The sequence below is a fragment of the Bradyrhizobium elkanii WSM2783 genome (assembly GCF_000472865.1).
Classification (GTDB): domain Bacteria; phylum Pseudomonadota; class Alphaproteobacteria; order Rhizobiales; family Xanthobacteraceae; genus Bradyrhizobium; species Bradyrhizobium elkanii_A.
The window spans coordinates 22,492-48,775 of record NZ_AXAP01000024.1; the positions used below are offsets into that span (position 1 = coordinate 22,492).

Below are 26,284 nucleotides of genomic sequence, written 5' to 3' on the forward strand. Positions count from 1 at the left end.
CGTGTCCTTATTAATTGTGTTCGCCGGGCAGCTTGGTGCCGGTGACGCGAGCGTACATCCGCGCCACCGAGGCGTCGTCATCACGCCCCATGCCGGCGGCGGCCGTCATCAGGAACATCTGCAGCGCCGCGGCTGCAACCGGCACCGGGAATTTCGCTGACCGAGCCATGTCCTGGATAATGCCCAGATCCTTGACGAAAATCTCCACCGCGCTGCGCGGCGTGTAGTCGCCGTCGAGCACATGCGGCATGCGGTTCTCGAACATCCAGGAATTGCCGGCGGAGGCCGTGATCACCTCATAGACCTTGCGGATATCGAGGCCTTGCTTGGCCGCGAACGCCATGGCCTCCGAGGCGGCGGCGATATGCACGCCGGCGAGTAGCTGGTTGATCATCTTGAACGCGGCGCCCTGCCCGGCCGCATCGCCGAGTTCATAGAGCTTGGCCGCCATCGCATCGAGCGCGGGACGGGCTTTTGCGAACGCCGCCGCGCTGCCGGAAGCAAGGATGGTGAGTTCGCCCTGCGCTGCGCGCTGGGCACCGCCGGAGATCGGGGCATCCAGATAATGCCGACCCGTCGCCTCGAGCTTGGCTGCCAATCGCCGCGCCACATCAGGGTCCATGGTCGCGGAGGAGACGAACACGGATCCCTTCGGCAACGTCTCGGCGACGCCGTTCTCGCCGAACAGGATCGTTTCGGTCTGGGCGGCGTTGACGACCACGCTGACCACGATGTCGGCGCCATCGGCGGCTTCCTTCGGCGTCTTGGCGCCCTTGCCGCCGCCCTGGACAAACCGTGCGACGCTGTCGGCCGACACGTCGCAGCCGGTCACCTCAAAGCCTGCGCGCAACAGCGAGGTCGCCATGCCTGATCCCATCGAGCCGAGCCCGATCACGGCGACGCGGGTTTTTGACTGGTCAGGCATGCGGCGGTCCCTCACATTTTTCTTCAGGCTTGTCCCCTGCGTATCACGGCTTGGCCGCCGTGCCAAAGCGTGAGACAAGGCGACAAACGGGTATGGCTGCCATGAGCGAAACAAAGCTCCGTGAGGAAATCTGCCGCTTCGGCCGCTCGCTGTTCGAGCGCGGGCTGACGTCGGGCTCGTCAGGCAATATCAGCGTGAGACTGGACGATGGCGGCTGGCTGGTGACGCCGACCAATGCCTCGCTCGGTTTCCTCGACCCTGCCAGGATGTCGCGGCTCGATGCCGATGGGCGGCTGCTCTCGGGCGACGCGCCGACCAAGGAGGTGCCGCTGCACACCGCGCTTTACCAGACCCGCGGCGCGGCGCGTGCTGTCGTGCATCTGCATTCGACCCATTCGGTGGCTCTCTCGATGCTGCCCGAGATCGACCCGCGCGCCGCGCTGCCGCCGCTCACCGCCTATTATGTGATGAAATGCGGCCAGACCGCGCTGGTGCCTTATTATCGACCCGGCGATCCCGCGGTGGCCGACGCGATCAAGGGATTGGCGGGCAAATATTCGTCGGTGCTGCTCGCCAATCATGGGCCTGTGGTTTCAGGCGACACGCTGGAAGCCGCGGTGTTCGCGACGGAGGAACTGGAAGAGACCGCGAAGCTCTATCTGCTGCTGCGCGGGCTGAACCCGCGCTATCTCTCGCCGGAGCAGGTGGCGGATTTGACGAAGGTGTTCGGGCTGAAGCTGCCGGAGCATGGGCACTAGCCCTTCCGAATTCGTCATGGCCGGGCTTGTCCCGGCCATCCACGTTCTTTGCATCCGGAAAGAAAGACCGTGGATGCCCGGGACAAGCCCGGGCATGACGGAGAACCTACCGTTTCGTCGTTGCGAGCGAAGCGAAGCAATCCATTTTTCTCCGCGCGCGTGGAGAGGTGGATTGCTTCGCTGCGCTCGCAATGACGGGGACGCGGATCAAAGCCCCAGATAGGCCTTGCGCACGTCGGGGTTGGTGCTGATCTCAGCCGCCGGGCCCTGCATCAGCACGCGGCCGGTCTGCAGGATGTAGGCGCGGTCGGCGATCTCAAGACATTCGGCCATGCGCTGCTCGACGATCAACACGGTCATGCCGGCGTCGCGGATGCGCTTCACTGCCTGGAAGATCTCGTCGACGAGCTTTGGCATGATGCCCTGCGATGGCTCATCGAGCATCAACAGCCGCGGGCGGGTCATCAGCGCGCGGCCGATCGCGAGCATCTGCTGCTCACCGCCGGACAGCGTCTCGGCGCGCTGCTCCAGCCGCTCCGAAAGCCGCGGGAACAATTTGAACACGAGATCGAGCGGCTCGTCACGATTGGCTTCACTGCGGTAGAGATAACTGCCGAGGCGAAGATTGTCGCGCACCGACAGGCGCGGAAACAGCCGGCGGTTTTCCGGCACGAAGGCGATGCCGCCCGCGGTGATGACATGCTGCGGCTTGCCGTCGATCCGCACCCCGTCGAAAGTGACGGTGCCCGAGCGCGGGCGCTCGGCGCCGGCGATGGATTTCAGGAGCGTCGACTTGCCGGCGCCGTTGGCGCCGGCAACGCAGACGATCTCGCCCTTGGCGACCTCGATCGAGACCGCGGAGATCGCGACCAGCCCCTGATAGGCGGTGGTGACTTCATGCACCGACAGCATGACGATCCCCAAGATAGGCGGTGATGACTTTCGGGTCGCGCACGACCTCGGTTGGCTTGCCCTCGACCAGCACCTTGCCGAGATCGAGCACGATGGCGCGGTCGACCAGCGGCATCACGATCTCCATGACATGCTCGACCATCAGCACGGTGACGCCGGTGTCGCGCACCTTGCGCACGAGTTCGACGCCGGTCTTGGCCTCCACCGGTGTCAGGCCGGTCAAGACTTCATCGAGCAGCAGCAGTTTTGGTTCGGTCGCGAGCGCGCGGGCCACTTCGAGACGCCGCTTCTCTGATGGCACCAGATCGCTTGCCAGCACGTTGGCACGCGTGCCGAGCCCGCAGAATTCCAGCACCTCATGCGCCTTGCGGCGGGCGACGCGCATCACGGTGTTGCGGATCAGCGCGCCGACGATGACGTTGTCGATGACCGTCATGGTCTCGAAGCTTTTCACCACCTGAAAGGTGCGGCCGATGCCACGCTGGCAGCGTTCCGCCGCCGGCAATCTCGTGACATCCTCGCCATCGAACCAGATCGAGCCTTGAGTGGGCGGCAGCACGCCGGCGATCAGATTGAACAGGGTCGACTTGCCGGCGCCGTTGGGGCCGATCAGCCCGACGATTTCGCCGCGGCCGACCGAGATCGAGACGTCGCTGTTGGCGACCAGGCCGCCGAACCGCTGCCAGACGCCACGGGTTTCCAGGAGCGCCGTCATCGCACGGCCGCCTTGCGCCAAAAGAACTTGGGCCGTGCGAACAAGCTCACCAGCCCGCGCGGCAGTGCGAGCGAGATCAGCACGATCAGCGTGCCGTAGACGATCAGGTCGACGCCGCGTCCCGAACCGCCGATGAAGGATCGGGTCAGTTCGGTCAGCGGGATCAGGATCACGGCGCCAAGCACCGGTCCCCACAGCGTGCCGATGCCGCCGAGCACCGCGGGCAGCGCCATCAGCAGCGAGAACTGGAAGCCCATCACGCTTTCAGGATCGATGTAGGAGACGAACTGTGCGTAGAAGCTGCCGCCGACGGCGACCAGGAACGCGGAGACCGCTGCCGCCCCCATCTTGGAATTGAACACGACGACGCCAAGGCTTTCGGCGGCATCCGGATTGTCCTTCACCGCGCGCCACCAATAGCCCCATTTGGAGTCCTCAAGCCACCAGGTGACGAACCAGGCGACGCAGGCGAGCGCCAGCGCGAAATAGAAATAAGGCAGCTTGCTGCGCGTGAACTGGAATTTCAGCCAGCTATCGCCACGCACCGGGATATCGATGCCGAGCGCCGCTCCCGCCCACTCCCAGTTCTGGATCAAGAGCAACCCGATCTCGGCAATCACGATGGTGGCGATGACGAAATAGTGCCCGCGCAGGCGGAAGCAGGGATAGCCCAGCGCCATCGCGATCAGCGCCGAGAGCGCGCCACCGGCAAGCATGCCGAACCAGGGCAGCACGCCGAACTTGGTGAACAACAGCGCGGTCGTATAGGCGCCGAGCCCGAAATAAAGCGCGTGGCCGAGCGAAATCTGCCCGCAATAGCCAGACAGGATGTTCCAGCTCTGCGAGAGCGCCGCATACATCAGCGTCAGCACCATGACGTTCTGGACGTAGACGTCCTTCACGAACAGCGGCACCAGCGCGGCGACGGCCGCAAGACAAAAGGCGATGATCAATTCGCGGCGGCGTCGTCTGGCGAAATCCTTGTCCATTACATCGACCCGAACAGGCCGCGCGGGCGGACGAAAACGACGAGCAGATAGACAGCGTAGATGCCGACCGATTTCAGCGAGGGCGGCAGGATCAGCGCGGTGGTCGCCTCGACCAGGCCGACGATGATGCCGCCGGCGAAGGCGCCGAACACGCTGCCGAAGCCGCCGAGCGCCACGGTGACGTAGGCGATCAGCGCGAAGGAGGCGCCGACGTCGGGATAGACATAGAAGAAGATCGCCATGATCGCGCCGGCAAGACCAACGAGCGCCGCGCCGAGCCCCCAGCCGAGCGCGAATACCCGGTTCTTGTCGATGCCGACCAGCGCCACCGCACCCGCATCCTCACGCGTTGCCTCCAGCGCGCGGCCGAAATCGGTGCGGTGGATGAAGAAGTAGAGTCCCGCGAAGGCCGCGATCGACAGCAGCGCGCCGACGAGCTGCGGCTCCGGCAGGAAGATGCCGCCGACCGAGATAGTTTTCCCGCCGAGCCAGGAATTGGTGACGCTGCGATAGTCCGGCGTGAAGAAGAACTGCGCCAGTCCGCGCATCACGATGGCAAGGCCGAAGGTCGAGAAGATCTGCACCATGCCGGCATTGGCCTTGGCGCGCACGGCAAAGCGCACGATCAAGAGATAGACGATCGCCCCGAACACGAACAGAGCCGCCGCCACCAGCGGCGCCGACAATAGCGGGTCGATGGCGAAGAACGCGAACAGGAAGAATGTCGCGTACATCGCGATCATCAGGAACTCGCCATGGGCGAAGTTCACAACGTCCATCAGGCCGAAGATCAGCGCCAGCCCGACGGCGATCAGTCCATAGAGCAGCCCCATCAGGAGGCCGCTCGCCAGACTCTGGATAATGGTCTCGGCTGTCACTGCCGTTTCGCTCCTGTCAACAGATCACTCGATGTCGTCCTGACGAAAGTCAGGACCCATAACCACGACTGCATCGAGGGATGGATGACAACCAATCATCGCGAGAACGCAGACCTGTGGTTATGGGTCCCGGGCCAAGCCCGGGAGGACGTAGAGAGGTGCCTACTTCATCGGCCAGACGGCTTCGGCCACTGCCGCCTGCGGCGGGAAGATGGTGACGAACTTGCCGCCGATGTATTGCAGCAGCACCGGATCGGCGTCGTTGTTCTGGCCCATGTCGTCGAATTTCACGCGCTTCCAGGGCATGATGGTCGCCTCGCCCGGCATGTCGGTCGCGACCAGCGCCTCGCGGATCTTCTCGCCATCGGTGGACTTGGCGCGATTGATGGCGTCAGCCATCACGATCAGGCCCATGAACTGGCGCGAGGAATAGTCGTTGAAGTCCTTGCCCGAGCGCTCCTTATACATCGCGTTGATCTTGCCGACCATCGGCCGCTTGGCGGCGAGATCGAGCGAGAAGCTGCCGCGCGAGATCACGCCTTCGAGCTTGTCGCCGACCGCGTCATACAGCGCCTTCTCGGAGAAGCCGGCGTCCTGGGCCACGATCGCGGGCGGCTTGTAGCCGAGCTCGGCCATGGTCTTCACGAGCAGGATGCCGTCGGTGGTGTAGCTCGAGGGCATCAGCACGTCGGCATTACCAGCCTTGAGTTGCTGCACTTCGGCCGACAGCGACGGCGAGTTGGCGCGGTACTTGATATCGGCAACGATCTTGTAGCCGCGCTCACGTGCGAGCTTGGTCTGGGCGTTGCCGGAGTCGGTGCCGAAGATGGTATCCTCGTGGAACAGCGACAGCGTGTCGATCTTGGTGCCCTTCTTCTTCATCGCATCGAAGAAGTCGAACATCGCGGTCGAGAACATCTCGTCATGAGGCGCCGCGCGGAAATAGAATTTCAGGCCGCGGCGATGCAGGCTCGGCGAGGAATTGTCGGCCGAGATGAAGGGGATCTGGTAACGCTCGCAGATCTGGCTGACGGTGACGGCAACCGCGCTCTGGTAGGTGCCGACGATGGCGCAGACCTTCTCCTGCGTGATCAGGCGCTCGGCCTCGGCCCGGCCCTTCTGCGGATCGGCCTGGTGATCGGCGAAGACGAGGCGGACCTTGGCGCCGCCGAGACCGGACAGGCCCTCGCCCTTGGCGAGCGGCAGCTCGAAATCATAGTTCTTGTTGATGATGTCGGCCGCTGTCTCGAATGCCTTTTGCGCGTCGACGCCGATCTGGGCGCTGGCGCCGGACAGCGGATAGATCACGCCGATCACCACCTCGCTGGTTTGCGCGCGCGCAGCGATCGGCGCGAGCGCGGCAGCAGCGGTGGCTCCAAGCAACACATTGCGGCGAGTGATCGTCATTTGCGGAAATTCCCCTTAATTGAAGCGTAGCTATCGAATGAAACGGAAGGCGGTTGCGGTAAAGCCTCAAGAAACGGCAGGCGCTGCCCTTTAGAGCACAGCCAACTGCTTGTTCCTCAGATCAGTGATCAGCATCAATCCCGGCGCATGCGTGATCGCGAATGGTAGCTTGGCGTTCGCGATCACCGCCTGCGGTGTCACGCCGCACGCCCAGAATACCGGGATCTCATCGGCTTCGACCGGAACCGGATCACCATAGTCGGGCTTGGCGATGTCGCTGATGCCAATCAGATGCGGATGGCCGAGATGCACCGGCGCGCCGTGCACCGAGGGAAAACGCGAGGTGACCTGCACCGCGCGGATCGCATCGGCCGGCTTGAAGGGACGCATCGACACCACCATCGGCCCCGCGAACGGGCCCGACGATCGGCAGGCGATATTGGTGCGGTACATCGGCACCCGCACGTTGCGCTCGATGTGACGGATCGGCAGGCCCTCGTCCATCAGCGCTTCTTCGAACGAGAACGAGCAGCCGAGCACGAAGGTGACGAGATCGTCGCGCCAATGCTGCATGATGTCGGTCGGCTCCTCCACTACCTCGCCGTCGCGCCAGACACGATAGCGCGGCACGTCGGTGCGGATGTCGAGATCAAGGCCGAGCGCGGGGATCCGGGGATCGCCGACGTCAGACATGCCGATAATCGGGCATGGCTTCGGGTTGAGCTGACAGAAGCGGTGGAAGGCCCCTGCGAGCTTTTCTGGCAGGATGGCAAGGTTGCCCTGGACAAAGCCGTTCGCCACGCCGGCGGTGCTCGAAGCCATGCCCTTACGGTACGCCAGCCGGGCCTCTCGGCTCGGAAGCACGGGGTCGTTGTCACGGGCTTGCTGCGCTGCCGCAAAAACAGTCATTTGACCGACCTGCCTAATATCTCGACAAGCGCAACCAACACCATGCGTGCTATAAAGTCTAATCTTCCTTTCTAATCGAATTCGATAAATCCCATTTATCGAGTGGGAAAAAGCTTCCAATGCTTGATTTCAAGTCGATCGAAACGTTCCTCTGGGTGGTCAAGCTCGGAAGCTTCCGCGGCGCGGCGCAGCGGCTCAACACGACCCAGCCGGCGATCTCCCAACGCATCGCGCAGCTCGAGCGCGAATTGGGCGTGAAGCTGCTCAATCGCGACCATCGGGTGGCCTCGCCGACGCCAAGCGGCCGGCGGATGATGGTCTATGCGGAGAAGCTGATCGGGCTGCGCTCGGAGATGATGGCCGAGATCGGCGACCGCTCCGCGATGCGCGGCGTGCTCCGGCTCGGCGTGGCCGAGACCATCGTGCACACCTGGCTGACGCGCCTCGTCAAGAGCGTCAACGAGGTCTATCCGAACCTGTCGCTGGAGATCGAAGTCGACATCACGCCGAATTTGAGCGCGCGGCTGCTCGCGCAAGAGATCGAGCTGGCCTTCGTGGTGGGGCCGCTATCGGCGTCGGGCGTGCAGAGCCGCGTGCTTTGCGATTATCCGATCGGATTTCTGGCGAGCCCGGCGCTCGGCCTCGGCAATGGCCCGGTGGCGCGGCATGAGCTGGCGCGCTTTCCGATCATCACCTTTCCCCGCAAGACAGTGCCTTACGAAAGCGTGCGCGCGGTGTTCGAACGGCCAGACCTGCCGCCGATCCGGCTGCACGCAAGCGCCTCGCTGGCAACCGTCATCCACATGGCGATCGAAGGGCTCGGCATCGCCGTGATCCCGTCGGCCATCGTCGAGAACGAACTCGCCGACGGACGGCTGCAACTGCTCGATACCGACATCAACATGGCGCCGCTCACCTTCAACGCAAACTGGCTCACCTCCCCCGACATCGCCGCAATCGAGCGCGTCGCCGACCTCGCGCGCCAGATCGCGCAAGCGAGCCCGTCGGTTGACGAGGCGCTGCGGGCGCGTCATTGAACGAACACCATGTAACGACGCGTCATTCCGGGGCGCCCGCAGGGCGAACTTGGAATCTCGAGATTCCGAGTCTGGTCCTTCGGACCATCCCGGAATGACAGAAAACGAATGGAACGAACGCATGAGCCGAGCCGCATCCAACCTGCAGATCGATTCCGCCCGCCTCTGGGGCACGATTCATGAAACTGCGAAATTCGGCGCGACGCCGAAAGGCGGTGTGCGGCGGCTGACATTGAGCGCCGAGGACAAGCAGGTGCGCGACTGGTTCCGCAAGGCCTGCGAGGACGCAGGGCTTGAAGTCCATGTCGACGCGCTCGGCTCGATGTTCGGCCTGCGCAAGGGCCGCGACATGTCGAAACCGCCGATCGGGCTCGGCTCGCATCTCGACACCCAGCCGACCGGCGGCAAATATGACGGCGTGCTCGGCACGCTCGCCGCGCTCGAAGTCGTGCGCACGCTCAATGATGCCGGCATCGAGACCGAGATGCCGATCTGCATCTGCAACTGGACCAACGAAGAAGGCTCGCGCTTCGCGCCGGCGATGATGGCCTCCGCCGCCTATGTCGGCGATTTCACCACTGATGACATCCTGTCGCGCAGGGATGCCGAGGGCGTCACGGTTAGCGAGGCGCTTGACAGCATCGGCTATCGCGGCACGACGGCGGTCGGCACGCAAAAATTCTCCGGCTTCGTCGAATTGCATATCGAGCAGGGCCCGATCCTGGAAGCCGAGAACAAGACCATCGGCGTGGTCGATTCCGGCCAGGGCGTCTTGTGGTACGACGGCAAGATCACGGGCTTCGAGAGCCATGCCGGCTCGACACCGATGCCGCTGCGGCGCGATGCGCTGGCGACCTTGTCGGAGATCGTGCTGGCGATGGAGAGCATCGCGAAAAAGCACGGGCCGAACGCGGTCGGCACAATCGGCGAGGCCGTGATCGCGAAGCCCTCGCGCAACGTCATTCCGGGCGAGATCGCCTTCACCGTCGATTGCCGCAGCGCCGATGCCGCCATCATGGACGCGCTGGACAAGGACCTGCGCGCTGCGATCGCCGAGATCGCCGCCCGCCGCAAGGTCGAGGTTACGCTCGACCTGGTCTGGCGCAAGCCGCCGACGCATTTTGATCCCAAGCTGGTCGATGCCGTCGAGAACGCCGCCAAGCAACTCGGCTATTCGCACCGGCGCATCACCTCGGGCGCCGGCCACGACGCCTGCAACCTCAACACGTTGATCCCCGCGGCAATGGTGTTCGTACCCTGCAAGGACGGCATCAGCCACAACGAGCTCGAGGACGCAACGCAGACCGATTGCGCCGCCGGCGCCAACGTACTGATGCATACGGTGCTGGCACTCGCTGGCGTCGCGTCCTGACCGGTCCACCAAGCAAGATGGAGATGTGCCGTGCGCGGGGTTTTTGTCGACGCCAATGAATCGCTTGCCGTGATCTTCGAGCGCCTGGAGAAACCCGGCGATCCCAAGGTGCGCATCCACCGCAATCCCGACGTCACGTCCGACCAGCTGCCTAAAGTGCTCGACGGCGCCGAGATCGCCATCATCGACCACACGGCGCTGCCGACCGACATCGCAAAGCAGTGCGGCGGGCTGAAGCACGTCGTGTTCCTCGGCACCGGCGCGCGCAGCTACATGAATCCGGAGGAACTCGCCGAACTCGGCATCTCCGTGCATCTGATCAAGGGCTATGGCGACACCGCCGTGGCGGAGTCCGCGATCGCGCTGATGTGGGCCTCCGCCCGCGTGCTGGCGCAGATGGACCGCGAGATGCGCGCCGGAAAGTGGCTGCGCGAAGACGGCATGCAGCTCACCGGCAAGACGCTCGGCCTGATCGGCTTCGGCGGGATCGCGGCTGAAGTCGCGCGCATCGCGCTGGGATCGGGGATGCGCGTGATCGCCTGGAACCGCTCGCCGAAAAACTATCCGGGCGTCGACTTCGTCGATCTCGACACGCTGCTCGCGCAGAGCCATGTCGTCTCGCTGCATCTCCTGCTCAACGATGACACGAGAGGCTTCATCACCCGCGAGCGCATCGCCGCGATGAAGCCGGGCGTCATCTTCGTCAACACCGCCCGGGCCGCCATCGTCGACGAAGCAGCGATGATCGATGCGCTGAACTCAGGCCACATCCGCCACGCCGGGCTCGATGTCTTCACCGTCGAGCCGCTGCCTGCCGATCATCCGCTGACAAAACTGCCAAACGTCACGCTCTCGGCGCATTCCGCCTTCCGCACGCCGGAAGCCAGCGAGAACCTGCTGCATGCCGCCTGGGAGCATTGCCGGCGTATTGTAAAGGGCTAGACCCCGCCGTCTCCCGGCGAAAGCCGGGACCCATACCGCGTTGTGCTCTCGGCTTACGCGCGGTGGCAGAGGCGCATCATAACCACGGCCTGTGGTTATGGATCCCCGCTTTCGCGGGGATGACAGCGAGCGCCTAATCCACCATCTCCGCGACCGCCTTGCCGCAAGCCTCGGTATCCGCATTGCCGCCGAGGTCGCGGGTGCGGAGCGTGCGTTCGGCGAGCGTGCGTTCGATCGCGCCGACCACCGCGTCCGCCGCCGGCTTCTCGCCGAGATGCTCCAGCATCATCGCGCCTGACCAGATCATGCCGATGGGGTTGGCGATCCCTTGGCCCGCGATATCGGGCGCCGAGCCGTGCACCGGCTCGAACACCGACGGGAAATCGCCTTCCGGATTGATGTTGCCCGAGGGCGCAATGCCGATGGTGCCGGTACAGGCCGGGCCGAGATCGGAGAGGATATCCCCGAACAAATTGGAGCCGACCACGACGTCGAACCAGTCCGGATGCAGCACGAAGTTCGCGGTCAGGATGTCGATGTGGTACTTGTCCCACTTCACCGACGGATAGTTCTTGGCCATCGCCTCCACGCGCTCGTCCCAATAGGGCATGGTAATCGAGATGCCGTTCGACTTCGTCGCGGAGGTCAGATGCTTCTTCGGCCGCGACTGCGCGAGGTCGAAGGCGAATTTCAGGATGCGGTCGACGCCGATGCGGGTCATCACCGTCTGCTGCGTCACGAACTCACGCTCGGTGTCCGGGAACATCCGCCCGCCGACGGACGAATATTCGCCTTCGGTGTTCTCGCGCACCACCCAGAAATCAATATCGCCGGGCTTGCGGTTCGCGAGCGGCGACGGCACGCCGGGCATCAGCCGCACCGGGCGCAAATTGACATACTGGTCGAACTCACGGCGGAACTTGATCAGCGAGCCCCACAGCGAGACGTGATCCGGAATCTTGGCCGGCCAGCCGACCGCGCCGAAATAGATCGCGTCGTGCTTGCCTATCTGCTCCTTCCAGTCATCCGGCATCATCTGGCCGTGCTTCTCGTAATAGTCATAGGAGGCGAAATCGAAATGGTCGAACTGCACGGCGACGCCATGTTTCTTCGCGGCGGCCTCGAGCACACGCAGCCCCTCCGGCATCACCTCCTTGCCGATGCCGTCGCCGGGAATGACCGCGATCCGATACTGTTTCTTTGCGTTGGCCATGAAGAACACCCTTGTGATTTGCCCGGCTTGAGGCGCCGTCTATTCTCGCGCCCTGCAATGGACCAAACTTCGCCCCGGCGCAACGCTGCAGTGCAATGTTGACGGTCAAGGCGTGATCCACCTACCAATTCCGCCGACTTTTCTCCGATCCCCTCCAGCAACAGCGAGTATTGCCATGGACCTGCATCTGCGCGGCAAGCGCGTTCTGATTACCGGCGCCTCCAAGGGCATCGGCGCGGCCGCCGCCGAAGCCTTTGCCGAGGAAGGCTGCCATCTGCTGCTGGCCGCCCGCAGCGGCGACCAGTTGAAGGCGCTGGCCGACCGACTGCGCTCGGCCCACCAGATCGATGCCGCGACGTCGGTGGTCGACCTGCGCAAGCCGGAGGATCTGGCGCGATTGTCCAAAGAGGCAGCCGACATCGACATCCTCGTCAACAATGCCGGCGATATTCCCGGCGGCTCGATCGACAAGATCGATGAGGCGACCTGGCGACACGCCTGGGAACTCAAGGTGTTCGGCTATATCAATCTCACCCGCGCGATCTACGCACAGATGAAGGCGCGTGGCGGCGGCGTGATCATCAACGACATCGGCGCCGCCGGCGAGAAATTCGATGCCAACTACATCGCCGGCAGCGCCGGCAACGCCGCGCTGATGGCGCTGACCCGCGCGCTCGGCGGCAAGAGCCTTGCCGACAACATCCGCGTCGTCGGCATCAACCCCGGTCCCGTCGGCACCGACCGGCATGTCACGCTGCTCAAGACCCGCGCCAAACATCAGTTCGGCGACGAGAACCGCTACAAGGAATTCCAGAAGAGCCTGCCACTCGGCCGCCCTGCCCACGCGCGCGAGATCGCCGACCTCATGGCGTTCCTGGCATCCGACCGCGCGGGTTATACGTCAGGCGTGATCTATACGGTGGATGGCGGCATCAGCGCAGGGTGGTGATGGCTACCACCGTCATTGCGAGCGAAGCGAAGCAATCCATCGCATCCGCGGAGACAGTATGGATTGCTTCGTCGCTCACGCTCCTCGCAATGACAGGTGGGCCTCACTCGCCCTCGCACAACCGCCGGATCAGCGTCGTGATCCGGCCATTCGGCGACATCATCTCGTCCATGATTGAAAAATGGTCAGCGCCGGGAATCTCCTCATACGTCACGGGCAATCCGTAATTGGCGCGGTGCCCGGCAAAATCGGCGGTCTGCTTGCGCAGGAGCGGCAGTTCGCCGCTGCCGACCACAAGCGACAGCGGCTTCGGCGGCCCGCCCGCCTGCTCCATCGGAGAATTGCGGTGGGAAGCCGCCTCGTCGAGCCCGAGCTTGACGTTGAGATAGCTCATCCGGATCGGCTCGAGATCATAGATGCCAGAGATCGCGACCCCGCCCCGCACATGCGGATGCGACAGCGCCATCGCGGTCAGATGACCGCCGGCCGACCAGCCGGAGACGACAAGCTCGGTTTCGGCCGCGCCCAGCGCCGGCAACTGTTTCGCGAGGAAGTCGGTGCCGGCGTGGATCTCGGCGACGATCTCGTCGAGCGTCGCCTCAGGCGCGAGCGTGTAGCCGATCAGCGCGACATTGATGCCGTGCGCCATCGGCCCTTCGGCCATTACCGTGAAGAACTCTTTCGATCGCATCTGCCAATAGCCGCCATGGATGAACAGCAGCGTCGGCGCGCGCTCGCCCGCTTTGAGGAAATCGATGCGGTTGCGCTCACGCGGGCCATAGCGGAGATCGATGTGATTGGGATGGCGCTTGCGCAGCTCGGCGGAGCGCTCGCCCCAGCCCGCAACGATGTCACCGCTGCCTAAAACTGCGGCACCGTTGTTAAGGCCGCGGTCTCGCTCCTCCTGGCTCATGTCGCGCCAATCGAGCGCAGAGAAGGGTGTCGTCATCAGCAGATCTCCGGTTCCAGCCATTCCCCCAGCACGTTTCCACTTTTCCGGAAATTGGTCTAGAGCACTATTCCCTCCGCTATTACGAACTGCAATCAATGGAGATGCGAGTGACGGATCAAGGCCTGGTGCGGGAGAGCGCCTGCACAGTCGTCGACAAATTGCGGGCGGGCGATGTCACCCCGCTTGACCTGCTCGACGTCCTGGAAAAACGGATCACCGAAGTCGACGACAAGGTCAACGCGCTCCCGATCCTGTGCTTCGACCGTGCCCGGCAGCACGCCAAGGCGTTGATGCAGAAGCCGGCCGCTGAGCGTGGCCTGCTCGCCGGCCTGCCGGTGCCGATCAAGGATCTCACGAATGTCGCCGATGTGCGCACCACGCAGGGATCGCCGATCTTCAAGGATACCGTCGCCACCAGGTCCGATATCGTCGTGACGAATCTGGAAGCGAACGGCGGTGTGGTCTACGCCAAGTCGAACACCCCTGAATTCGGGGCCGGCGCCAACACCTTCAACGAGGTATTCGGCGCGACGTTGAACCCCTGGGATACGTCGCGCTCGGCAGCCGGCTCTTCCGGCGGAGCGGCGGTCGCGCTTGCGACCGGAATGGCATGGCTTGCCCACGGCACCGATATGGGTGGATCGCTGCGCAATCCAGCCAGCTTCTGCGGCATCGTCGGAATGCGGCCCAGCATCGGCCGCGTCGCCCACACGCCGAGCGCCATGATCGATCGCAACCTGACCGTTCACGGCCCGATGGCGCGCAACGTCGAGGATCTCGCGCTGCTGCTCGACGCGATGAGCGGCGAGTATGCCGCCGACCCGCTGTCGCTGCCGGCGCCGACGGCGTCGTTCCTGTCAGCGACGCGCTCCGGCAAGAGGCCGAAACGCATCGCCTATTCGCCCGACCTCGGCATCACCCCGGTTGATCCCGAAGTAAAGGCGATCACGCGCAGAGCGGCGGAACGCTTTGCCGAAGCAGGCGCCATCGTCGAGGAAGCGTATCCCGACCTCAGCGAAGCTCATGAATGCTTCCACGTGCTGCGCGCGTTCGACTTCGCTGTAACCAAGGCGGCGCTGCTTCGCACCAAGCGCGACATGCTCAAGCCGGAGGTGATCTGGAACATCGAGGAAGGCCTGAAGTTGACGGTCGAGCAACTCGAGCGCGCAGAGGCCCAGCGCGTCGCCATGACGGCACGCACCCTCGAATTCTTCGGTAGCTACGACCTGTTGCTGACGCCTGCGACCATCGTCGCGCCGTTCCCGATCGAGAACCGCTATGTCGCTGAATGCGACGGCAAGAAGTTCGAGAATTACGTGCAGTGGCTCGGCATCGTCTATGCGATCACACTTGCGTGTTGTCCGGCGCTGTCCCTGCCCTGCGGCTTCACCGCCTCCGGCCTGCCGGTCGGATTGCAGATGGTGGCACCGCCACGCGGCGAAGCTCAGCTATTGGCCGGCGCGAAAGTGCTGGAGGATATTTTGGGCGTGCACTGCACCACTCCGATCGATCCGCGGGCGCCGAGATAAGGATCTCTCCCCTCATGGTGAGGAGGCGCGCAGCGCCGTCTCGAACCATGAGGCCCCGATCTCACCCGCGGCCCATCCTTCGAGACGCCTGCTCCGCAGGCTCTCAGGATGAGGGCTATCGAGAGGAGAAAGACACGCCCATCGGCAATTGCGCTGGCGACATTTGACGTGCTACCGGGGCCGCAACCAGTTCCCGACCTCGTGAAGTGTGTCGGGCCGGATGATCAAATTGCCGTGCGTGGAGTTCCAATATGACAGATCAGGCCGCCAGGATCGCCGACGAGCCCCTCGACATTCAGGACGTCGAACGACGGATCAAGGCGATCTTCATTGGCTCGGTCGGCAATCTCGTCGAGTGGTACGACTTCTACGCCTACACGGCGTTTGCGCTGTATTTCGCGCCAGCGTTCTTTCCTGGCAACGATCCGGTGGTGCAGCAGCTCAATGCGGCCGTGATATTCGCCGCGACCTTCCTGATGCGGCCGCTCGGCGGCTGGCTGTTCGGCTTCATCGCCGACCGTTACGGACGGCGGCTGTCGCTCACGATCTCCGTGGTCTGCATGTGTTTCGGCTCGCTGATCATCGCGGTGACGCCGACCTACGCCACGATCGGCTTTGCCGCGCCCGTGATCCTTGCGCTGGCGCGCGTGATCGAGGGTCTCAGCCTCGGTGGCGAATATGGCGCGAGCGCCACCTATCTCAGCGAAGTCGCCGACGCCAAGAATCGCGGTTTCTATTCGAGCTTCCAATACGTCACCTTGATCGGCGGCCAGCTCACCGCGATCATCGTGCTGCTCCTGCTGCAGAAGGTGTTCTTGACGCCGGAACAGCTCAAGGACTGGGGCTGGCGGATTCCCTTCGCGATCGGTGCGGCGCTTGCCGTGATCGCAGCGGTGATGCGGCGCAGCCTGCAGGAGACCGACGCCTTCGAGGAAGCAAAGAAGGTCAGCAAGCCGACCGGCTCGATCACGAAGCTTCTGAACTATCCGCGCGAACTGCTGCTGGTGGTCGGGCTGACCGCGGGCGGCACCGCGGCTTTCTACACCTTCACCACCTACATGCAGACCTTCGTCAAATTGTCGGTCGGCCTCACCGAGGACCAAACCACTTTCGTGATCTTCGGCTCGCTGATCTTCGCGACCATTCTGCAACCGCTCTACGGCGCGCTGTCCGACCGGATCGGCCGCAAGCCGCTCCTGATCTTCTTCGGTGTCGCCGGCACGCTCGCGACCGTTCCGATCCTGACCACGCTGAAAGATACCAAATCGCCCTTCATCGCGTTCCTCTTGATCTGCGGCGCCTGGATCTTCACCGCCGGCTACACGTCGATCAACGCTGTGGTGAAGGCCGAACTGTTTCCGACCAATGTCCGCGCGCTCGGCGTCGGCCTGCCCTATGCGATCACGGTGTCTCTGTTCGGCGGCACAGCGCCCGCGATCGCGCTCTATTTCAAGAGCCTTGGGCACGAACAATGGTTCTACTATTACCTCAGCGGCATGATCTTCCTCTCGCTCCTGATCTATGCAACCATGCGCGACACCAAGCATGAATCAGCGATGCATCGCCACGAGTGACGACAAATGGCTGACGACCAGGAGCCGCCGCCGGAAAGCAAGCTGACGCGCAGCAAGGAGCGCTGGGCGCGCGAAGGCCGCTTCCTCACCGGCAGGATCACGCGTCCCGACGAGCAACGCCTGCCGCCGGGCCAGCATCTCACCCGCGACTGGCCGACGCTCGATCTCGGATTGACGCCCGAGATTCCCCGCGAGCGCTGGCGGCTCGACGTCTATGGCGCGGTGGAACATCCGGTGTTCTGGGATTGGGCGCAGTTCACCGCGCAGCCGCAATCGCAATTCGTCTCCGACATCCATTGCGTCACCACCTGGTCGCGCTACGACAATCAATGGCAGGGTCTTGCGACCCGCGATCTCTTGGCCGCCTGCCAGCCACATGAGGATGCGCGCTTCGTGGTGCTGCATTCCTATGACGGCTACACCACCAATCTGGCGATTGAGGATTTTGCCGCCGAGGACGCGCTGCTTGCGCATGGCTGGTCAGGCAAACCGCTGACCGAGGAGCATGGCGGCCCCGTGCGGCTCGTGGTGCCGCATCTCTATTTCTGGAAGAGCGCCAAATGGCTGCAGGCGATCGAATTCGTGACGCAGGACAAGCCCGGCTATTGGGAAGTCCGCGGCTATCACAATCGCGGCGATCCCTGGAAGGAAGAACGTTATTCGGGTGATTGACTGTTGTCGGTGGCGTTCTTCACCTCTCCCGTAGGGAGAGGTCGAATTTAGAGCGTAGCGAGAAATTCGGGTGAGGGGTTACGCTCTATCGAGGGACCTGAACCCCTCACCCGGCGCTGCACGCCGACCTCTCCCTATGGGAGAGGTGAAGGGAAAACCGTGATGGAGGGTAGCCGTGCCGACTGAACGCTTCCAGTTCGCAAGCTCGGAAGGACACCAGCTCGCCGCCGCGCTGGATACCCCAGACGGCGAGATTCACGCCTATGCGCTGTTTGCGCATTGCTTCACCTGCGGCAAAGACGTGCTGGCCGCCAAGCGCATCGCGGTCGCGCTTGCCGCCAAAGGCATCGCGGTGCTGCGCTTCGATTTCACGGGGCTCGGCTCCAGCGAAGGCGATTTCGCCAATTCGACGTTCTCCTCCAACGTCGCCGATCTCGTCCGCGCCGCCGATCACCTGCGCGAAACCCGCAAAGCGCCCGATCTCCTGATCGGCCACAGCCTCGGCGGTGCCGCGATCCTCGCCGCGGCCGCGCAGATACCAGAAGCGAAGGCCATCGTCACCATCGCCGCGCCGTCCGATCCCGCCCATGTCACCCACTTGCTCAAGGACCAGGTCGAGAACATCCGCGAGCAAGGCGAAGTCGAGGTTTCGCTCGCCGGCCGGCCGTTCCGCATCAAGCGCGAATTCCTCGATGATATCGCCGAGCAGAATCTGCTGGCGCGGGTCGCAAAGCTGCACAAGGCGCTGTTGATCATGCATGCGCCGACCGACGACACTGTCGGCATCGAGAACGCCACCAAGCTGTTCATCGCGGCAAAGCACCCCAAGAGCTTCGTCTCGCTCGCCGACGCCGATCATCTCCTCTCAGACAAGCGAGACACCAGCTATGCCGCCGACGTTATCGCGGCCTGGTCGGAGCGCTATGTCGGGCCGGCGGTGCTCGGGCCTCCGGTAGATCTCACCGAGGCGCCGCGCCATGTCGTGGTGCGCGAGACGCGCGACAGCAAGTTCCAGCAGATCGTCACCGTCGGCCCGCACCGATTGCTGGCGGACGAACCGGCCGCCGTCGGCGGCAAGGACTCAGGGCCCGGCCCTTACGATCTCGTGCTCGCGGGACTTGGCGCCTGCACCTCGATGACGATGCGCATGTACGCCGACCGCAAGGCGCTGCCGCTCGATCGCGTCACGGTGACGCTGACGCACAGCAAGATTTACGCCAAGGATTGCGCGGAGTGCGAGACGCGCGACGGCATGCTCGACCAGATCGACCGGATCATCAAGATCGATGGCCCCTCGCTCGACGACGACCAGCGCAAGCGGCTGATGGAGATCGCCGACAAGTGCCCGGTGCACCGGACGCTGACGTCGGAGGTGCGGATCGTGACGAAGGCCGCGGATTGAGAAAGTCTTGCACCCGCTAGCCGCCGGACATCGGCGTCATTGCGAGCGAAGCGAAGCAATCCATCTCGCCACTTGCTGAGGCATGGATTGCTTCGTCGCTTCCGCTCCTCGCAATGACGGCGTCAATCCATCACGGCCGCAGGATCACGCGGTCACGCGAGGAGCCGGCCACGGCGAGGAACGCTTGCTTCGCCTGCTCCAGCGGATAGATCGCGCTCGCCTCGATCGGAAACGGCCTCAGGTGCCCGCTCGCAAATCCGGGGCCGAGTTCACGCAGCACAGCGCCGGTCGCAATCGACGACAAGCCCAACGTGTCGATGCCGACATAAGTGTGCTGGCCACGATAGAATTCGAGGATGTTGAACTGCACGATGCGGTCGACGGCCGCGATCAGGATCTGCCGCCCACGCAGCGCCAGAGATTTGTGCGCGGCCTGAAAATAGGGATCGCCAACCGTGTTGAAGACGATGTCGGCGCCCTTGCCGCCGGTGAGTTCGCGCACGCGCGCCGCCACATCGGTGCTTGAGGCATCGATCATCTCGACCTTCGCGTTGCTGTGCCCTTCGTAGGGCTCGCTCTTGCGGGCCACGCCGATGACACGCGCGCCTTGCCAGGTCGCGATCTGCACCGCTGCCTGCCCGACCTTGCCATTGACGCCCATCACCAGCACGGTCTCGCCTGGCTTCGGCAGCCCGGCGCGGCGAAAGCCTTCGATCGCGGTCACAAAGGGCACGCCGATGCCGGCGGCCTCCTCCCATGAAATGCCCTTAGGTTTTTCCACCACTGCGTCTGCCTCGACCACGAGATGCGTCGCATGCGTGCCATCGCGGCGAATGCCGAGATCGCCGGACGAGCCGAACACCTCGCGCCCAATCCACCCCTCGGGCCCGTCGATGACGACGCCGGCATAGTCGCGGCCCGACGTGCGCGGAAACACCGCGTAAGGCATCAGCCCGGTCGCGGCCTTCACATCGGATGGATTGACGGCGGCAGCCTTGATCTCGATCAGCACCTCGTTCGCGGCGCGCGACAGCGCGTGCGTTTCCACGGTCAGCGCAAGTGAGGCGGGATTGTCGGCCTTCGCCGACAGGCGAACGCAGCTGGCTTTGACGGTTTGGTTGCTTGGTGTCGGCATGGAGGTGTTAATCCGTTACGGGCGGTGCCAGCCCCGTCATTGCGAGCGGAGCGAAGCAATCCATGTCTCCACAAGGGGCAAGATGGATTGCTTCGCTCCGCTCGCAATGACAGGAGGAAAGAGCGGCGCACTCCAACCTGCCCCTCGCTCGGAGCGGCCGCTATGCAGAGAGTTACCCCCTCGGTCGCTTGTCGTAAACCCGTTTGGCCTTGCCGAGCGAACGCTCCAGGGTTTCGGGGGCGACGGCTTGAACGCGCGCGGTGATGCCGATCGTATTCTTGATGAAAATCGAGACCTTCTCGGCATGCACGGCAAGGCCGCTGCCGTCCCAGCTTTCGGGGCGGGCTTCGGCGAGCACCGTCATCTCGTCCATGCGGCCTTCGCGCGAGAGCTCGATGATGAAATGGCCGCCGCACCAGTCGGTCGCGAGCAGCGCCTCCTCGATCTGGGTCGGAAACACGTTGACGCCACGCAGGATGATCATGTCGTCGGAGCGGCCGGTCACCTTCTCCATCCGCCGCATGCCCGGCCGCGCGGTGCCCGGCAGCAAGCGCGTGAGGTCGCGGGTGCGGTAGCGGATCACGGGAAAGGCTTCCTTGGTCAGCGAGGTGAAGACCAGTTCGCCCTTCTCGCCGTCGGGCAGCACTTGTCCGGTCTCGGGATCGATCACTTCAGGATAGAAATGATCTTCCCAGATGTGCAGCCCGTCCTTGCTCTCCACGCATTCCTGCGCAACGCCGGGGCCGATCACCTCCGACAGGCCATAGATATCGGTCGCGTCCATGTCGAAGGCGTGCTCGATCTCGGCGCGCATCGCGTTGGTCCAGGGTTCGGCGCCGAAGATGCCGAACTTCAGCGATGATTGTCGCGGCTCGAGCCGCTGCCGCCTGAACTCGTCCAGGATCGCCAGCATATAGCTCGGCGTCACCGTGATGATGTCGGGCCGGAAGTCGTTGATGAGCTGCACCTGACGTTCGGTCATGCCGCCGGAGACCGGCACCACGGTGCAGCCGAGCTGCTCGGCGCCGTAGTGCACGCCGAGGCCACCGGTAAACAGGCCATAGCCGTAGGCATTGTGGATGATCATGCCGCGGCGGCCGCCGGCGGCGCGGATCGAGCGCGCCATCACGTCCGACCAGATGTCGATATCGGCCTGCGTGTAGCCCACCACAATCGGCTTGCCTGTCGTGCCGGAAGAGGCATGGACGCGCACCAGCCTTTCGCGCGGCACCGCGAACATGCCGAACGGATAATTGTCGCGCAGGTCGGTCTTGGCCGTGAACGGGAATTTCGCGAGGTCGGAAAGCTCCCTGAAATCGGACGGATGCACGCCGGCCGCATCGAAGACGCGCTTGTAATGCGCAACGTTGTCATAGGCGTGCTGCAGCGACCATGCCAGCCGCTTGGTCTGCAGTGCCATGATCGCGTCGCGCGAGGCGCCCTCAGTTTCATCCATCTCAGCGCTGTAACCACTTCCCGTCGACTTGAGCTTTGGCACGGCCATGGCGCGTTTCCTTCGATCGTCTATTTTTGCTTGGTCTCGTTGTCCGCTGTCGGCAGCCATGAGCCGCCGATCACGCGAGAATGGCCGCGAAACTCGGCGATCACATCATCGCCTGCCGTGACGCGGACGTCATAGATTCCGGACCGTCCGTTGCGCGAGATCTCGCGTGCGGTGGCGATCAGGCGGTCGCCGAGCTTGCCGGGCCGGATGAAGGTGATGCTGCCTTGCGCGGCGACGACGCGTTCATTGTGGCTGTTGCAGGCAAAGGCGAACGCGGAATCGGCCAGCGTGAAGATGAAGCCGCCATGGGCGATGCGTTGGCCGTTGACCATGTGCGGCGCGATCGTCATCGCAAGCGTCGCCTGCCCCGGCTTGATCTCGACGATCTCCATGCCGAGGCCCTTGCTGGCGTCGTCCTCCTTCCACATCGCCTCGGCGCAGGCGCGGGCGAGGTCCTCAGGCGAAAGCGTGGCCTTGACGTTCACGTTCAACTCCCTGTCGCCGGGCCCGTTACATGGGCCTCTTGGCATGATTTGTGAGACGCGCTGCCCTGCCTGTCAACGCGACTTGAAGCTCTATACGTGGTCGTAGTCGACCATGACCTTGTCCGAGCACGGCCGCGCCTGGCAGGTCAGGATGAACCCGGCCTGCAATTCCCACGGCTCCAGCGAATAATTCAGCTCCATCTCCGCCTTGCCTTCGACCAGTTTGGCGCGGCAGGTCGAGCACATGCCGCCCTTGCAGGCGAAGGGCAGATCGATGCCCGCACGCAGCGCCGCGTCGAGGATGGCTTCGCCGTCCGCAACCGGCACCTCGCGCCGCTTGCCGTCGATGATCAGCGAGGCCAGCGCCTTCGGCGGTGCGCCCGGCTCCACGATCTTTTTCGGCCGCGGTTTGCCGCCGAACTCGGAGACGAAGCGCTCGACGTGGATCTTGTCATCGCCGAGGCCAAGGTCGCGGCAGGTCGCCTCGATCTCCTCGCTCATCCCGATCGGGCCGCAGATGAAGACGTGATCGACACTTGCCGCCGGCACCAGTGAGCGCAACAGCACCCTCACCTTCTCGCCGTCGAGCCGGCCGTGCAGGATCGGAATGTCCTGCTCCTCGCCCGAGATGACGTGGAACAGCGAGAACCGCTGCAGGAAGCGATCCTTCAATTCCTCCAGCTCTTCGAGGAACAGCATGCCTGAGGTCGAGCGGTTGCCGTAGAACAGGAAGAAGCGGCTTTGCGGCTCGCGCGCCAGCACGCCCTTGACGATCGACAGGATCGGCGTGATGCCGCTTCCCGCGGCAAAGCCGACGTAAATCCGGGCCTCCTCCGGCGCCGGCGCGACGCCGAAGCGGCCGGTCGGCGTCATCACATCGAGTTCGTCGCCGGCTTTAAGGTCTTCCGCCGCCCAGTTCGAGAACGCGCCGCCATCGACCTTCTTCACGGCAATGCGCAATTCGCCATCATCAGGGCCGGAACAGATCGAATAGGATCGGCGTACTTCCTCGCCGTCCAGCATGGTGCGCAGGGTCAGATATTGACCAGGCGCAAAGCTGTAATCGCTTGCGAGTTCCTTCGGAATCGCAAACGTCATCGATATCGCGTCCGCGGTCTCGCGGCGCAGGTCGTTAACGGCAAGGCGATGGAATCGGGGTGAGAGCGACATAGTCACCTCTTCCCGTCATTGCGAGGAGCGAAGCGACGAAGCAATCCATAGCGCCGCGAGTTGAGGCATGGATTGCTTCGCTGCGCTCGCAATGACGGCATCATGGATCAATGACACTTGAAATAATCGAATGGTTCGCGGCAGCTCCTGCAGCGCCACAGCGCCTTGCAGGAGGTCGAGCCGAATTCGGACAGCAATTCGGTGTCTTCGGACCCGCATTGCGGACACGCCACCCGTTGCCGGCCGAACAGCGCGCGGCGTGAGCTGCCGGGCAGCGGCGGTGCGATACCGTACTCCTTCAGCTTGCGGCGGCCATCCTCGCTCATCCAGTCGGTGGTCCAGGCCGGCGATAGCACAGTGCGGATCTTCGGGCCGCGAATGCCCTCGCGCTCGAGCGCCAGCTCGATCTCCAGCGCAATCACGTTCATGGCGGGGCAGCCGGAATAGGTCGGCGTGATCGCGACCTCGACCCGCCCGTCCTGAACCGCGACATCGCGCAGCACGCCGAGATCGGCGATGGTCAGCACGGGAATCTCGGGATCGACCACTTGTGCAGCCGCGTCCCAGGCGCGCCGGCGCAGATCGGCATTGCTGATGACAGCGCTCACCATGTCGCCCCCGGAAAGGTTCGCTGCAGCGACTGCAATTCGCTGAGGACATGGCCGAGATGCTCGCTGTGCCGGCCGCTGCGGCCGCCCTGCTGCATCCAGTTGCTCGCCGGCAAGCGAAGCGTCGCCTCGTCCACCACAGCGGTTATCGTCTTCAGCCATTGCGGATGCAGCAGCGCCGGGTCGACTGCGATACCGGCATCGATCAGGCCGCGCTCAGAGTCGTCGACGGCGAACATCTCGCCGGTGAAGGACCAGAGATCCTCAATCGCCGTCTGTGCGCGGCGATGGCTTTCCTCGGTGCCGTCGCCGAGCCGGATGATCCATTCCGACGAATGCCTGAGATGATAGGCGCTCTCCTTCTCGGATTTCGCCCCGATCGCCGCGAGCGTCGCATCCTTCGACTGCATCATCGCACGCCAATAGAGATCGGCGAAGGCGGCATGGAAGAACTGCCGCACCATGGTGCGCCCGAAATCGCCGTTCGGCTGCTCGACCAGGAGGAGATTGCGGTACTGCCTGACGTCGCGCAGATAAGCGAACTTGTCCTCGTCGTTGTCCTTGCCCTCGAGCTTGGCGGCGTAGCTGTAAAGCTCGCGCGCCTGTCCGAGGAGATCGAGCCCCATATTGGCGAGCGCCATGTCCTCTTCGAGCGTTGGCGCGTGTCCGCACCATTCCGACAGACGGTGGCCCAGGATCAGCGCATCGTCGGCGCGCCGCAGCGTGTAGAGCACGAGCGGCGTTTCGGAGACCTGGATGTTGGCGATGGTCATCGATCAGTCCACTTGCTCAGTCGTCATTGCGAGGAGCGAAGCGACGAAGCAATCCACGTCTCAGCAAGTGGCGCTATGGATTGCTTCGCTTCGCTCGCAATGACGAAGGCGGCTACATATGTCCGACTTCCTCGGGCACGTCGTAAAACGTCGGGTGCCGGTAAATCTTCGACTCCGCCGGTTCGAACATCATGCCCTTCTCGGCCGGGTCGGAGGCGGTGATCGCGCTCGACGGCACCACCCAGATCGAAAGGCCCTCGCCGCGGCGGGTGTAGATGTCGCGCGCGGCCTGCAGCGCCAGCGTAGCGTCGGCGGCATGCAGCGAGCCGACATGCTTGTGCGCAAGCCCGTTGCGACTGCGGATGAAGACTTCCCAGAGCGGACTATTCGGCGTGGCCATCTCGGCCTCCCTATTCGGCTGCCTGCGCGAACTGCCGGCGCTTGCGCTTCTCGGCGTAAGCGGCCGCCGCCTCGCGCACCCAGGCGCCCTCGTCATGCGCCTTACGACGCGCAGCGAGACGATCGCGGTTGCATGGACCGTTGCCCGCGAGCACCTGCTTGAATTCGTCCCAATCGATCGGGCCAGGCACCCAGTGGCCGGCTTCATCCTGCTTCATCTCGGAATCGGGAATGGTGAGGCCGAGGAACTGCGCCTGCGGCACGGTTGCATCGACGAATTTCTGCCGCAGCTCGTCGTTGGAGAAGCGCTTGATCTTCCATTTGGTCGAGGTGTCGCTGTGCTGGCTCACTTTGTCGGGCGGACCGAACATCATCAGCACCGGCCACCACCAGCGGTTCAGCGCATCCTGCGCCATTGCCTTCTGCTCATCGGTGCCGCGGCACAACGTCAGCATGATCTCGAAACCCTGGCGCTGATGGAACGACTCTTCCTTGCAGACGCGGATCATCGCTCGCGCATAAGGACCGTAGGAGCAGCGGCACAGCGGGATCTGGTTCATGATGGCGGCGCCATCGACCAGCCAGCCGATGGTGCCGATGTCGGCCCATGTCAGTGTGGGATAGTTGAAGATCAAGGAATACTTGGCCTTGCCCGTCAGCATCGCGTCGACGAGCTCTTCGCGCGAGGTGCCGAGCGTCTCGGCCGCGGCATAGAGGTAGAGCCCGTGGCCGCATTCGTCCTGTACCTTGGCGAGCAGCGCGGCCTTGCGGCGCAGCGTCGGCGCGCGCGTGATCCAGTTGCCCTCGGGCAGCATGCCGACGATTTCGGAATGAGCGTGCTGGGAAATCTGCCGCGTCAGCGTCTTGCGATAGGCCGCGGGCATCCAGTCGTTCGGCTCGATGCGCTCGTCGGCATCGATGCGCGCCTGAAACGCGGCGGCGCGCGCGGCGTCCTCGACATTGCGGTCATCTGCGTCAGACGTATTCAGCGCCTGCGTGTACATGCCCGACCTCCCGAATTTTATTGTCTTTAATCTATATCAAAATTCTAATTCTTGCAAGCATTCTTGTAATA

The 26,284-nt window shown here is 63.8% G+C and carries 26 protein-coding genes; 9 read left to right on the plus strand and 17 right to left on the minus strand.

Annotation, left to right across the window (positions count from 1 at the left end; genetic code table 11):
• Window positions 1-10: 10 nt before the first annotated feature.
• The gene (ltnD, locus tag YY7_RS0121095; RefSeq protein ID WP_433994516.1) at window positions 11-952 is read right to left on the minus strand and encodes an L-threonate dehydrogenase; all 942 of its coding nucleotides are present in this window, start codon (window positions 950-952) and stop codon (window positions 11-13) included.
• Between the two features lie 74 nt (window positions 953-1,026).
• Between ltnD and YY7_RS0121100 the strand changes: the two genes are divergently transcribed.
• A complete protein-coding gene (locus YY7_RS0121100; RefSeq protein WP_245287347.1) occupies window positions 1,027-1,683 on the plus strand; it encodes an aldolase in 657 nt (218 codons plus the stop codon).
• A gap of 207 nt (window positions 1,684-1,890) precedes the next feature.
• Here the strand turns inward: YY7_RS0121100 and YY7_RS0121105 are convergent, their stop codons facing one another.
• The 6 genes from YY7_RS0121105 to YY7_RS0121130 form a co-directional block, all read right to left on the minus strand.
• Window positions 1,891-2,595, minus strand: coding sequence for an ABC transporter ATP-binding protein (locus YY7_RS0121105; protein WP_028164959.1), 705 nt, complete (start codon window positions 2,593-2,595; stop codon window positions 1,891-1,893).
• Window positions 2,579-3,310 (minus strand): ABC transporter ATP-binding protein, encoded by a 732-nt coding sequence (locus YY7_RS0121110; RefSeq protein WP_028164960.1) that lies wholly within the window; start codon window positions 3,308-3,310, stop codon window positions 2,579-2,581. The genes YY7_RS0121105 and YY7_RS0121110 overlap by 17 nt, the downstream gene beginning before the upstream one ends.
• Window positions 3,307-4,299 (minus strand): branched-chain amino acid ABC transporter permease, encoded by a 993-nt coding sequence (locus YY7_RS0121115; RefSeq protein WP_028164961.1) that lies wholly within the window; start codon window positions 4,297-4,299, stop codon window positions 3,307-3,309. Before YY7_RS0121115 ends, YY7_RS0121110 begins: the two co-directional genes overlap by 4 nt.
• Window positions 4,299-5,177: a branched-chain amino acid ABC transporter permease gene (locus YY7_RS0121120; RefSeq protein WP_028164962.1), complete on the minus strand. Its 879-nt coding sequence runs from the start codon at window positions 5,175-5,177 to the stop codon at window positions 4,299-4,301. The genes YY7_RS0121115 and YY7_RS0121120 overlap by 1 nt, the downstream gene beginning before the upstream one ends.
• A gap of 162 nt (window positions 5,178-5,339) precedes the next feature.
• On the minus strand, window positions 5,340-6,584 hold the full coding sequence (locus YY7_RS0121125) for an ABC transporter substrate-binding protein (RefSeq protein WP_028164963.1): 1,245 nt from the start codon (window positions 6,582-6,584) through the stop codon (window positions 5,340-5,342).
• A gap of 90 nt (window positions 6,585-6,674) precedes the next feature.
• A complete protein-coding gene (locus YY7_RS0121130) occupies window positions 6,675-7,493 on the minus strand; it encodes a putative hydro-lyase (protein ID WP_028164964.1) in 819 nt (272 codons plus the stop codon).
• A 119-nt stretch (window positions 7,494-7,612) separates the two neighbouring features.
• On the opposite strand from YY7_RS0121130, the gene YY7_RS0121135 reads away from it, so the two are divergent.
• From YY7_RS0121135 to YY7_RS0121145, 3 genes are all read left to right on the plus strand, one after another.
• The gene (locus YY7_RS0121135) at window positions 7,613-8,530 is read left to right on the plus strand and encodes a LysR family transcriptional regulator (protein WP_028164965.1); all 918 of its coding nucleotides are present in this window, start codon (window positions 7,613-7,615) and stop codon (window positions 8,528-8,530) included.
• 121 nt (window positions 8,531-8,651) lie between these two features.
• On the plus strand, window positions 8,652-9,902 hold the full coding sequence (locus tag YY7_RS0121140; RefSeq protein WP_028164966.1) for a Zn-dependent hydrolase: 1,251 nt from the start codon (window positions 8,652-8,654) through the stop codon (window positions 9,900-9,902).
• A 30-nt stretch (window positions 9,903-9,932) separates the two neighbouring features.
• Complete coding sequence (locus tag YY7_RS0121145) at window positions 9,933-10,844, plus strand: NAD(P)-dependent oxidoreductase (protein WP_028164967.1); 912 nt, start codon at window positions 9,933-9,935, stop codon at window positions 10,842-10,844.
• 133 nt (window positions 10,845-10,977) lie between these two features.
• Here the strand turns inward: YY7_RS0121145 and YY7_RS0121150 are convergent, their stop codons facing one another.
• The gene (locus YY7_RS0121150) at window positions 10,978-12,057 is read right to left on the minus strand and encodes a tartrate dehydrogenase (protein WP_028164968.1); all 1,080 of its coding nucleotides are present in this window, start codon (window positions 12,055-12,057) and stop codon (window positions 10,978-10,980) included.
• Window positions 12,058-12,232: 175 nt separating this feature from the next.
• On the opposite strand from YY7_RS0121150, the gene YY7_RS0121155 reads away from it, so the two are divergent.
• A complete protein-coding gene (locus YY7_RS0121155) occupies window positions 12,233-13,006 on the plus strand; it encodes an SDR family oxidoreductase (RefSeq protein WP_028164969.1) in 774 nt (257 codons plus the stop codon).
• A gap of 103 nt (window positions 13,007-13,109) precedes the next feature.
• Here YY7_RS0121155 and YY7_RS0121160 read toward each other — a convergent pair whose 3' ends face one another.
• A complete protein-coding gene (locus YY7_RS0121160; protein WP_028164970.1) occupies window positions 13,110-13,955 on the minus strand; it encodes an alpha/beta hydrolase in 846 nt (281 codons plus the stop codon).
• A 104-nt stretch (window positions 13,956-14,059) separates the two neighbouring features.
• Here YY7_RS0121160 and YY7_RS0121165 point away from each other — a divergent pair, with 104 nt between their 5' ends.
• The 4 genes from YY7_RS0121165 to YY7_RS0121180 all read left to right on the plus strand — a co-directional run bounded on the left by YY7_RS0121165 (window position 14,060) and on the right by YY7_RS0121180 (window position 19,135).
• Window positions 14,060-15,487 (plus strand): amidase, encoded by a 1,428-nt coding sequence (locus tag YY7_RS0121165; RefSeq protein ID WP_035690521.1) that lies wholly within the window; start codon window positions 14,060-14,062, stop codon window positions 15,485-15,487.
• Between the two features lie 251 nt (window positions 15,488-15,738).
• Entirely contained in the window at window positions 15,739-17,061 is a 1,323-nt protein-coding gene (locus tag YY7_RS0121170) for an MFS transporter (RefSeq protein WP_028164972.1), read from the plus strand.
• Window positions 17,062-17,067: 6 nt separating this feature from the next.
• Window positions 17,068-17,733, plus strand: a complete 666-nt coding sequence (locus YY7_RS0121175) for a sulfite oxidase-like oxidoreductase (protein ID WP_028164973.1) — start codon at window positions 17,068-17,070, stop codon at window positions 17,731-17,733.
• Window positions 17,734-17,908: 175 nt separating this feature from the next.
• Complete coding sequence (locus YY7_RS0121180) at window positions 17,909-19,135, plus strand: bifunctional alpha/beta hydrolase/OsmC family protein (protein ID WP_028164974.1); 1,227 nt, start codon at window positions 17,909-17,911, stop codon at window positions 19,133-19,135.
• 130 nt (window positions 19,136-19,265) lie between these two features.
• Here YY7_RS0121180 and YY7_RS0121185 read toward each other — a convergent pair whose 3' ends face one another.
• From YY7_RS0121185 to paaA, 8 genes are all read right to left on the minus strand, one after another.
• Complete coding sequence (locus YY7_RS0121185; RefSeq protein ID WP_028164975.1) at window positions 19,266-20,270, minus strand: quinone oxidoreductase family protein; 1,005 nt, start codon at window positions 20,268-20,270, stop codon at window positions 19,266-19,268.
• A gap of 172 nt (window positions 20,271-20,442) precedes the next feature.
• The gene (paaK, locus tag YY7_RS0121190) at window positions 20,443-21,774 is read right to left on the minus strand and encodes a phenylacetate--CoA ligase PaaK (RefSeq protein ID WP_028164976.1); all 1,332 of its coding nucleotides are present in this window, start codon (window positions 21,772-21,774) and stop codon (window positions 20,443-20,445) included.
• Window positions 21,775-21,794: 20 nt separating this feature from the next.
• Window positions 21,795-22,259, minus strand: coding sequence for a hydroxyphenylacetyl-CoA thioesterase PaaI (gene paaI / locus YY7_RS0121195; protein WP_028164977.1), 465 nt, complete (start codon window positions 22,257-22,259; stop codon window positions 21,795-21,797).
• A gap of 90 nt (window positions 22,260-22,349) precedes the next feature.
• A complete protein-coding gene (gene paaE, locus YY7_RS0121200; protein ID WP_028164978.1) occupies window positions 22,350-23,429 on the minus strand; it encodes a 1,2-phenylacetyl-CoA epoxidase subunit PaaE in 1,080 nt (359 codons plus the stop codon).
• Between the two features lie 107 nt (window positions 23,430-23,536).
• Window positions 23,537-24,040, minus strand: a complete 504-nt coding sequence (paaD, locus tag YY7_RS0121205) for a 1,2-phenylacetyl-CoA epoxidase subunit PaaD (RefSeq protein WP_028164979.1) — start codon at window positions 24,038-24,040, stop codon at window positions 23,537-23,539.
• On the minus strand, window positions 24,034-24,810 hold the full coding sequence (gene paaC, locus YY7_RS0121210) for a 1,2-phenylacetyl-CoA epoxidase subunit PaaC (protein WP_028164980.1): 777 nt from the start codon (window positions 24,808-24,810) through the stop codon (window positions 24,034-24,036). The genes paaD and paaC overlap by 7 nt, the downstream gene beginning before the upstream one ends.
• 112 nt (window positions 24,811-24,922) lie before the next feature.
• Window positions 24,923-25,210, minus strand: a complete 288-nt coding sequence (paaB, locus tag YY7_RS0121215) for a 1,2-phenylacetyl-CoA epoxidase subunit PaaB (RefSeq protein WP_027581720.1) — start codon at window positions 25,208-25,210, stop codon at window positions 24,923-24,925.
• A gap of 10 nt (window positions 25,211-25,220) precedes the next feature.
• Window positions 25,221-26,213 (minus strand): 1,2-phenylacetyl-CoA epoxidase subunit PaaA, encoded by a 993-nt coding sequence (gene paaA, locus YY7_RS0121220; RefSeq protein WP_028164981.1) that lies wholly within the window; start codon window positions 26,211-26,213, stop codon window positions 25,221-25,223.
• Between the last annotated feature and the right edge of the window lie 71 nt (window positions 26,214-26,284).